Here is an 8,349-nt window from a genome sequence, read left to right on the forward strand (position 1 = left end):
GTCTCATACTTCCTCACCGGCCGCCGCCGCCGCACTGTGCCGCGACGATGATCGGAGCCGCGCTGTGCTGCGCGCCCGGCACAGCCTCCCGGTGTCACTGGCCGTCGTCGTCCAACGGCGGCGGCCTGGGTGAAGCGTTCCCGGCGGTGAGGTGTTCCAGGACTGCCACCAGTTCTTGACAGGCCAATTCCACGGAGCGTCTTGTGTTGCGCTGCTCAGTGATCACAGCGGAAAGGAGCAGAGCGGTCAGGGTCATGGATCCGTTGAAGGCCTGAAGCTTGACCATCACCTCGACATCACTCATACGTTCGAACGGACCGGCTCCGTCCGTGGCCGCGATGGTGGCCATCACGGAGGCGAAGAGAGCGCACAGGACGCTTCCCCCGTGCCGGAAACGCAGAGCTGCCCAGATCAGCAGCGGATAGACGAGGAACAGCAGGCTGAGCGAGCTGCGCGTGGCAAGCGGCACGAGGAAGCAGGCCACGAGGGCCAGTGCCGCGGCTTCCTTCCACCGCGACAGGCGCAGAGACCGGCGCGCCCCGTACAGCATGAGAAGGATCGGGGTGACGATCAGCACCCCCATCGCGTCCCCCACCCACCATGCCAGCCAGACCGGCCAGAAGCCGCCTGCCGCGAGCTTGCCCGCGAGGACCAGGATGCCGACGCCGACAGTCGCGCTGATCAGCATGCCGGCCAGGGCTCCCAGGAACACCAGTGCGAGGCCATCGCGCAAGCGGCTGAGGTCGAGCCGGAAGCCCACCTTGCGCAGCATGAGGTACGCGCAGACCGGAGCGGCGGTATTGCCCGCAACGATGCCGAACCCAGAGGGCTGGAACGAGGGGAGGGACAGGATGACGAGGAGGGAACCGAGTGCGATTCCGAGCCACGAGCGGATCCCGAAGATCAGCAGGCTGGCCACCGCCACGCCGGTGGGCGGATAGATGGGCGTGAACACCGCACCCTCGACAACCAGGTGCCGCAGGAGTCCCAGCCGCCCCGCCGCGTAGTAGCAGGCGGCGACTCCCACTGTCTGGAAAGCGACGACGGCCGGCCGGCGCAGCTCATGTGTACCCGCCACAGCAGTTATCAGACACCTCCGCCGCCCGGTCGGCGAGGCGAGAGACGTGACGTCCCTCCCTACGGCTGAAGGCTGGGCGCGTCGTGGCCGAACACCAGCACCGCCGCGTCGTCCTCGTGGCCCACGCGCTCGGCACCCTTGATCACCGCGGCGGCGAGCGAGCCGGCCGGCATGCCCGCCACGGCGGCGATGCCCGCGAGCCGCACCACCTGTTCGAGCCCCTCGTCGATACTCATGGAGGGTCCCTCCACCACGCCGTCTGTGAGCAGGACGAACATCCCACCCATGGTGAGCCGGTGCCGGGTCACCGGGTACTCCATGCCCACCTGTATGCCGAGCGGTGGCCCTCCTTCGTCCTCGGTGATGCCGGACTTTCCGTCCGCCGTCGCCCAGACGCAGGGGATGTGCCCGGCCCTGGCGCTCTCCAGCACTCCGGTGGACGGGTCGAGCCGCATGAAGGTACAGGTGGCGAAGAGGTCGCTGCCGAGGGACAGAAGGAGGTCGTTCGTCCGGGCGAGAAGTTCTCCCGGCTCGCCCGTGACGGAGGCGAGCGCACGCAGGCCGACCCGAACCTGGCCCATGATCGCGGCTGCCTCGATGTTGTGACCCTGGACGTCGCCGATGGAGAGCCCGATGCGCTCGCCGGGCATCTTGAAGGCGTCGTACCAGTCTCCGCCCACGTTGAGGCCGTGGCAGGCCGGGGCGTACTGGACGGCCACGCGGAACCCGGGGGCGGTCGGCATGACTCCGGGGAGCATTCCGCGCTGCAGCGCGATGGCCAACTCGACCTGTGAGCGCTGGGACTCCGCACGTTCACGCGCCTGAGCGGTCAGCGACCCGAGTCTGTCCAGCAGCTCGTCGCCGTCGCCCGTCGGGCGTTTGCGGGACATCGACCACCCCGGGTGCGAAGCTGCGCTATCAAGACAAAAGACCAGATTTGAGTCTTTATTGGATGATAGCCAAATAGGTGGCGGGACCCTACATCGGCGCATCACCCGGGAGAGCCTGGGCGGCATTCTCCTCGCAGCCGGCCTGGACTCATCGCCAGCCGGGGATCCCTCGACGCACCGTTGCCGGCGGCGCCTCCTAGGACGGACATCCCCGGCTTGTGATGGTTGATCACCGCGAGTCGTTTGCTCGTCGGCCGGCAGCACGCAAGCCCGAGACGGCGGACGACCCGAGAGGGGGTCTTCGACCGCGACCGTCATGCCCCGGACCGTCTCGTTCCATGGGATGCCCTGGACCGTCTCGCATCGTCTGGCGTGGTCGGGGGCGACGCGACGGCTCCTGTCAGCAACCGCCCGTCTTGCGCCCGCAGTTCTGCCCCCGCCGACCGGCCGCGCTGTTCAGGGGCTTGCCGCTGCCCTTGTTGCCTGGTCTTCTGTACGCCCGGTGATCGGTAACGGGTCCCCGTCCCCGGTCGCGGCGCGCATCCGGGCGCAGGGACGAGAACGAGGGTGGGAGCGGCGTGGAATCAGTGGCTGGGCAGGATGTACGGGCTTTGCCCGAGGGGCTTGGCGGGGCCATACGCGATACCGCTGAGGAGATCGCCGCGCTGCTGCGCCCAGACACCGACATGGGGCTTCGGATACCTGGGGCGCAGTGGAGTGTCGGGGAGGCGGCAGCGCATCTGGCGCTGGCCAACGAGCTGATGGCCGATATCGCGGCGGGACACGCGCGCAGTTACGGGGACGGTACGCCGCAGAGCCTCGCCGCGGCCAATGAGCGGGCGCTCGCCGAGTTCGGTGAGCGGGGGGCCGAGCCGCTGGCCGCGATGATCGTGGCGCAGGCCGACGCCTGTCTGAGAGCGCTCGAGGTGAGTGCCGCAAAGGGAACCGTCGTCACGCCGCTGGGCCCGATGAGCCCGGACGTGCTGGGGTCCTACCTCCTCACTCACATGCTCGGCCACGGGTACGACCTCGCCCGGGCCCTGGGGCGCGCGCACATGATCGATCGTGCGCGGGTCGAGCTGACCCTGCCGTTCCTGATGACGGCCATGCCGCGGGTGACCGACACCGCCCGCACGGCCGGACTGACCGCCTCCTACGCGATCCGCCTGTGGGGCGGCGGCCGGTTCGGCGTGACAGTGGCCGACGATGCGGTGTCCGTCGGCTCGCGGCCTCCGGCCCGGCCGGACTGCACCATCCTCATCGAGCCGGTCACCTTTCTGCTGATGGCACTCGGCCGCCGCGGCCAGGCGAGGGCCATCGCCCAGGGCCGCATCCTCGTCCGGGGCCGCAAGCCCTGGCTCGCCCCACGTTTCCCGGCTCTCTTCCAGGCACCCTGAGCGCGGCGGGCAGCGCCCGGCCGGACCACGTCACTCGACGCCGTACGTACGTACCTGAAGGGCCGCCACGCGCCTACGACGACCCGACGCTCCGGTCCGGCCCGACGTCGTACTGGAATACCCACGTCGCCGGCACCCGGGCATCCTCCGCGCCGTCCCCGAGGGGTGCGGTGGATCACGTCCCGGACCCGATCCGCGCTGGTGAAGGTGACGTCGGCGTTCCTCGCCGCTGCCGTGCCCTGCGCGGACAGCAGCACCATCCGGGGGCCGCCGCCAGGTGACCACCGACGCCGATACCGCGGCGGATGATCCGCAGCGGCAGTTGCCGCTCACCGTCATCAGAGTGTGGACGATCGCATCGGTCTCGGCAGGAGCGCGCCCGGTGCGTCGCGACTGCTGCCTACGTTGGCCGGTGCGGCCGGTCCTATCCAGCGCGGGTGATCGCGAACATGTAGCAGCCCCAGGCGATGTTGCGGCTGTGGACCTGCACTACGTCAGGCTCGGCGAGCAGTTGAGCGATCGCTTCCTCTGGATCGTGGCCGTCGTGCACGGTGGTCGCGTCGTGGATCCAGCCGCGGTCGTCATAGGCCCTCAGCACCTGCGGTCGTCCGCGCCAGTCCGGCGGATAGCTGTCGGCCTCGGCGGGGCCCGCGCAGGGTTCAGCATGTGCGAGTACGGCGCCGACCTCGCGGTAGGGGCTGGCCGGGAGCGGCGGCTGGTAACCGAAGAGCAGCAGGCCTTCGCCCGCCTCGGCGTTGCGCAGACAGCAGCGGAGGGGTTCGCCGCCCTCGGCGGTGATGCGCTCCGCGCGATTCCCGAAAGCGTCGACTCCACTGGCGCGCACACTGTCCAGCACCTCAGCGGAAAGCGCATGGACACGGAAAGCGACCATCGATGGTGTAGTCATGCACCCAGACTCTCGACTCAGCGTTGACCGCGCTGGCGGTTATCAGACGTCACGTTCAATCCAGGACGCCCACCCCCAACCCCGACCGCGAGGGCAAAGGGCTGTCTGACACGGCACTGGGTCGTCACGCCGAAGGAAAGACTGCGTTGACGCGGGCCAATGCACACGTCGACCGGGCACCTCAGCCGCGAGGTGCGGCTCGCTTACGGCGGGCCGCCGTCACTCGCTTCACCGAGTGGTCGGTATGCCGCCCAGCGCCTACCGGCGCCACGCGGCGCGGGTGACGGTGGGGATGCCGTCGTGCGTGGCGAAGCAGGTGACCAGACCGGTCAGGAATCGAGAAGCGCGGGTCACCGGGTCGCAGCTAGCGTGACCGCCATGGACATCACGATTCACGCGAGCTTCCTGCCGCACGACGATCCGGATGCCTCCCTGGCCTTCCATCGCGACACCCTCGGCTTCGAGGTCCGCAACGGCGTGGGATACGGCGGGATGCGCTGGATCACGGTCCGCCCCGCCGACCGGCCCGGCACGTAACCGATGAGTGCCGGGCCCCGCTCCCGCCCCCAGCGTCGTCACGACATCGGACATCGCCTCACCCACGACGAAGACGTCTGGGTGGCCAGTGCCTCGGCCGACAGTGCGCCGCACCTGGCGCCGCTGTCCTTCGACTGGGACGGGGAGGCGCTGCTGACGGCCACGCCGACGGACAGCCCGACCGGCAGGAACCTGGCCGCCACCCGGGCCGTTCGGCTCGGCCTTGGCCACACCCGCGGCGTGTCCATGATCGAGGGCGAGGTCGAGGTCCTCGAGATCTACACGCTGCCGCAGCAGCGGGGTGACCGGTTCGTCGCGCACACCGGCTTCGACCCGCGTGCACTGGCCAAGCCGTATCGCTGGTTTGTATCTCCCCGCGCCGCATCCAGGCTTGGCGCGAGGTGAACGAGCTGCCCGACCGGGAGCTGATGCGCGACGGCCGCTGGCTGGTCTGACGCCTCGGCCCGGCGCGCCGTGTGGCCCGGGCCCAGATGCCACGGGCCGAAGCGGCGTGGATGCCTTGGTGCTTGCGCCGAGCGCCACCCCGGCCGACCCACCGATCAGGTGGACAGGGACCGTTGCCGCGACCGCGCCGACGAAGTAGAACCAGACGTACTGCTCGAAGCTGGTCGGATCGAGCCAGGCGACGCCGACGGAGACCGCGAAGGCGGCCCCGCCCAACAGATGGAGAGACGATGAGCATGGTCACCACGACGGACACGCAGTCGCCTGCGCCGCACGTTGCCGACAGCCACGATCTGATCCGCGTGCACGGTGCGCGCGTGAACAACCTCAAGGACGTCAGCATCGAGATCCCGAAGCGCCGGCTGACGGTGTTCACCGGCGTCTCCGGTTCGGGCAAGAGCTCGCTGGTGTTCGGCACGATCGCCGCGGAGTCGCAGCGGCTGATCAATGAGACCTACAGCGCCTTCGTGCAGGGCTTCATGCCGACTCTGGCACGGCCCGAGGTCGACGTACTGCACGGACTGACGACCGTGATCACCGTCGACCAGCAGCGGCTGGGTGCCGACCCCCGCTCCACGGTCGGCACTGCCACCGACGCAAACGCGATGCTGCGCATCCTCTTCAGCCGACTCGGGAAGCCGTACATCGGCTCGCCCCAGGCGTTCTCCTTCAACGTCGCCTCGATCAAGGCGAGCGGTGCGCTCACGGTCGACCGCGGTGCCGACAGGACCAAGGCCGTGAAAAAGACCTTCACCCGCACCGGCGGCATGTGTACGCGCTGCGAAGGCCGGGGCGCGGTCTCCGACATCGACCTCACCCAGCTCTACGACGACTCCAAGTCGATCGCCGAGGGTGCGTTCACCATCCCCGGCTGGAAGTCGGACAGCTTCTGGACCGTGCGGGTCTACGCCGAGTCGGGCCTCCTCGACCCGAACAAGCCGATCCGCAAGTTCACCAAGAAGGAGATGCACGACTTCCTCTACCGGGAGCCGACCAAGGTGAAGGTCGAGGGCGTGAACCTCACCTACGAGGGGCTGATCCCCAAGATCCAGAAGTCGATGCTCTCGAAGGACAAGGAGGCGCTGCAGCCGCACATCCGGGCGTTCGTGGAGCGGGCCGTCACCTTCACCACCTGCCCAGAGTGCGACGGCACCCGTCTCGCCGAAGCGGCCCGGTCGTCGAAGATCAAGAAGATCAACATCGCCGACGCCTGCGCGATGCAGATCAGCGACCTGGCCGAATGGGTCCGCGGCCTCAAGGAACCGTCGGTGGCGCCGCTGCTCACCGCGCTGTGGCAGACCCTCGACTCGTTCGTGGAGATCGGCCTCGGCTACCTCTCGCTCGACCGGCCGTCGGGCACGCTGTCGGGCGGCGAGGCGCAGCGCGTCAAGATGATCCGCCACCTCGGTTCCTCGCTCACCGACGTCACGTACGTCTTCGACGAGCCCACCATCGGCCTGCACCCGCATGACATCCAGCGGATGAACGACCTGCTGCTGCGGCTGCGGGACAAGGGCAACACGGTGCTCGTCGTGGAGCACAAGCCGGAGACGATCGCGATCGCCGACCACGTCGTCGACCTCGGCCCCGGCGCCGGTACTACGGGCGGCACCGTCTGCTTCGAGGGCACCGTCGAGGGGCTGCGGACCGGCGGCACCATCACCGGCCGCCATTTCGACGACCGGGCAGCCCTCAAGGAGACAGTGCGCAAGCCCACCGGCACGCTGGAGATCCGCGGCGCGACGGCGCACAACCTGCGCGACGTCGACGTCGACATCCCGCTCGGGGTGCTTGCCGTCGTCACCGGCGTCGCCGGCTCCGGCAAGAGCTCGCTAGTGCACGGGTCGATCCCGGCCGGCGAGGGTGTGGTGTCGGTCGACCAGGGCGCGATCCGCGGTTCCAGGCGGAGCAACCCGGCGACGTACACCGGACTGCTCGACCCGATCCGCAAGGCGTTCGCAAAGGCCAACGGCGTGAAGCCGGCGCTGTTCAGCGCCAACTCCGAAGGGGCCTGCCCCACGTGCAACGGCGCCGGCGTCATCTACACCGACCTGGCGATGATGGCCGGCGTCGCCACCACCTGCGAGGAGTGCGAGGGGAAGCGGTTCGAGGCATCCGTCCTCGACTACCACCTCGGCGGCCGTGACATCAGCGAGGTGCTCGCGATGTCGGTGACCGAGGCCGAGGAGTTCTTCGGCGCCGGCGAGGCGCGCACGCCGGCCGCGCACGCCATCCTCGGCCGGCTCGCCGACGTCGGGCTCGGCTACCTCAGCCTCGGCCAGCCACTCACCACGCTGTCCGGCGGCGAGCGGCAGCGGCTCAAGCTGGCCACCCACATGGCCGAGAAGGGCGGCGTCTACGTACTCGACGAGCCGACGGCCGGCCTTCACCTCGCCGACGTCGAGCAGCTGCTCGGCCTCCTCGACCGGCTCGTCGACTCCGGCAAGTCGGTCATCGTCGTCGAGCACCACCAGGCCGTCATGGCGCACGCCGACTGGATCATCGACCTCGGCCCCGGCGCCGGTCACGACGGCGGCCAAATCGTCTTCGAGGGCACACCCGCCGATCTCGTCGCCGCCCGCTCCACCCTCACCGGCGAGCACCTCGCGGCCTACGTGTCCTGAGCGGGTCGGGAACGTAGGCCGGAGCAGACCTGGCCAAAGCGGACACGGACAGAGCTTCCCAACGCCACCTGATCCCTTTGGGTATCGGCCTTGTTGATCACTCTGCATCAGCGGCGGGGCAGGGGACGACGCCCTTGACGTCGTCCCCTGCCCTCGAGTTGGCTGAACTCCGGTCGGGCGCGGGCGAGTTGGTCCGTGAGCCGGTGATGGAGATCGCGCAACCGGGCGATGCGGGCCTCGCGCGGATCGGGCTGCCGGCCCGCGGATCAGGCGGCCGGCCGCCCCTTCTCGAACTCGTCCTTGAGATGGCCCCGGGTCCGGTGCGGGATGCGCGGGAGATACCCGCCTCGCGGGCGAGCGTCTTGACGCCGCAGGCGCCGCCGGGCGGGATCTGGCCGACCAGCTGCCAGCCGGTGCCGGGCGGTGCCAGCCGGTGCCGGGCGGTGCCAGC

The 8,349-nt window shown here is 69.6% G+C and carries 6 protein-coding genes and 3 pseudogenes; 6 read left to right on the forward strand and 3 right to left on the reverse strand.

Features of this window, described 5'->3' with window-relative positions; all coding sequences use genetic code 11:
- Window positions 1-94: 94 nt before the first annotated feature.
- Window positions 95-1,078, reverse strand: coding sequence for an MASE1 domain-containing protein (locus AB0D27_RS30780; RefSeq protein ID WP_362515364.1), 984 nt, complete (start codon window positions 1,076-1,078; stop codon window positions 95-97).
- A gap of 59 nt (window positions 1,079-1,137) precedes the next feature.
- Window positions 1,138-1,968, reverse strand: a complete 831-nt coding sequence (locus AB0D27_RS30785; RefSeq protein WP_362515366.1) for a PP2C family protein-serine/threonine phosphatase — start codon at window positions 1,966-1,968, stop codon at window positions 1,138-1,140.
- A gap of 578 nt (window positions 1,969-2,546) precedes the next feature.
- Between AB0D27_RS30785 and AB0D27_RS30790 the strand changes: the two genes are divergently transcribed.
- Window positions 2,547-3,365 (forward strand): maleylpyruvate isomerase family mycothiol-dependent enzyme, encoded by an 819-nt coding sequence (locus AB0D27_RS30790; RefSeq protein WP_362515367.1) that lies wholly within the window; start codon window positions 2,547-2,549, stop codon window positions 3,363-3,365.
- A 424-nt stretch (window positions 3,366-3,789) separates the two neighbouring features.
- On the opposite strand, the gene AB0D27_RS30795 is transcribed toward AB0D27_RS30790, so the two are convergent.
- Window positions 3,790-4,272: a DUF1203 domain-containing protein gene (locus tag AB0D27_RS30795; RefSeq protein WP_362515368.1), complete on the reverse strand. Its 483-nt coding sequence runs from the start codon at window positions 4,270-4,272 to the stop codon at window positions 3,790-3,792.
- A 235-nt stretch (window positions 4,273-4,507) separates the two neighbouring features.
- Here AB0D27_RS30795 and AB0D27_RS30800 point away from each other — a divergent pair.
- From AB0D27_RS30800 to AB0D27_RS30820, 5 genes and pseudogenes are all read left to right on the forward strand, one after another.
- A pseudogene (locus tag AB0D27_RS30800) lies at window positions 4,508-4,645 on the forward strand (AraC family transcriptional regulator); the annotation flags it as partial.
- A gap of 5 nt (window positions 4,646-4,650) precedes the next feature.
- Window positions 4,651-4,806 (forward strand): annotated as a pseudogene (locus AB0D27_RS30805) (VOC family protein); the annotation flags it as partial.
- A gap of 6 nt (window positions 4,807-4,812) precedes the next feature.
- Window positions 4,813-5,264: pseudogene (locus tag AB0D27_RS30810) on the forward strand (pyridoxamine 5'-phosphate oxidase family protein).
- Between the two features lie 240 nt (window positions 5,265-5,504).
- Complete coding sequence (locus AB0D27_RS30815) at window positions 5,505-7,898, forward strand: excinuclease ABC subunit UvrA (RefSeq protein ID WP_362515370.1); 2,394 nt, start codon at window positions 5,505-5,507, stop codon at window positions 7,896-7,898.
- A gap of 134 nt (window positions 7,899-8,032) precedes the next feature.
- Window positions 8,033-8,349 (forward strand): hypothetical protein (locus tag AB0D27_RS30820; protein WP_362515371.1); only part of this gene is annotated, 317 nt, incomplete at its 3' end.

The organism is Streptomyces sp. NPDC048415, from assembly GCF_040651675.1.
In the GTDB taxonomy this organism is placed as follows: Bacteria; Actinomycetota; Actinomycetes; order Streptomycetales; family Streptomycetaceae; genus Streptomyces.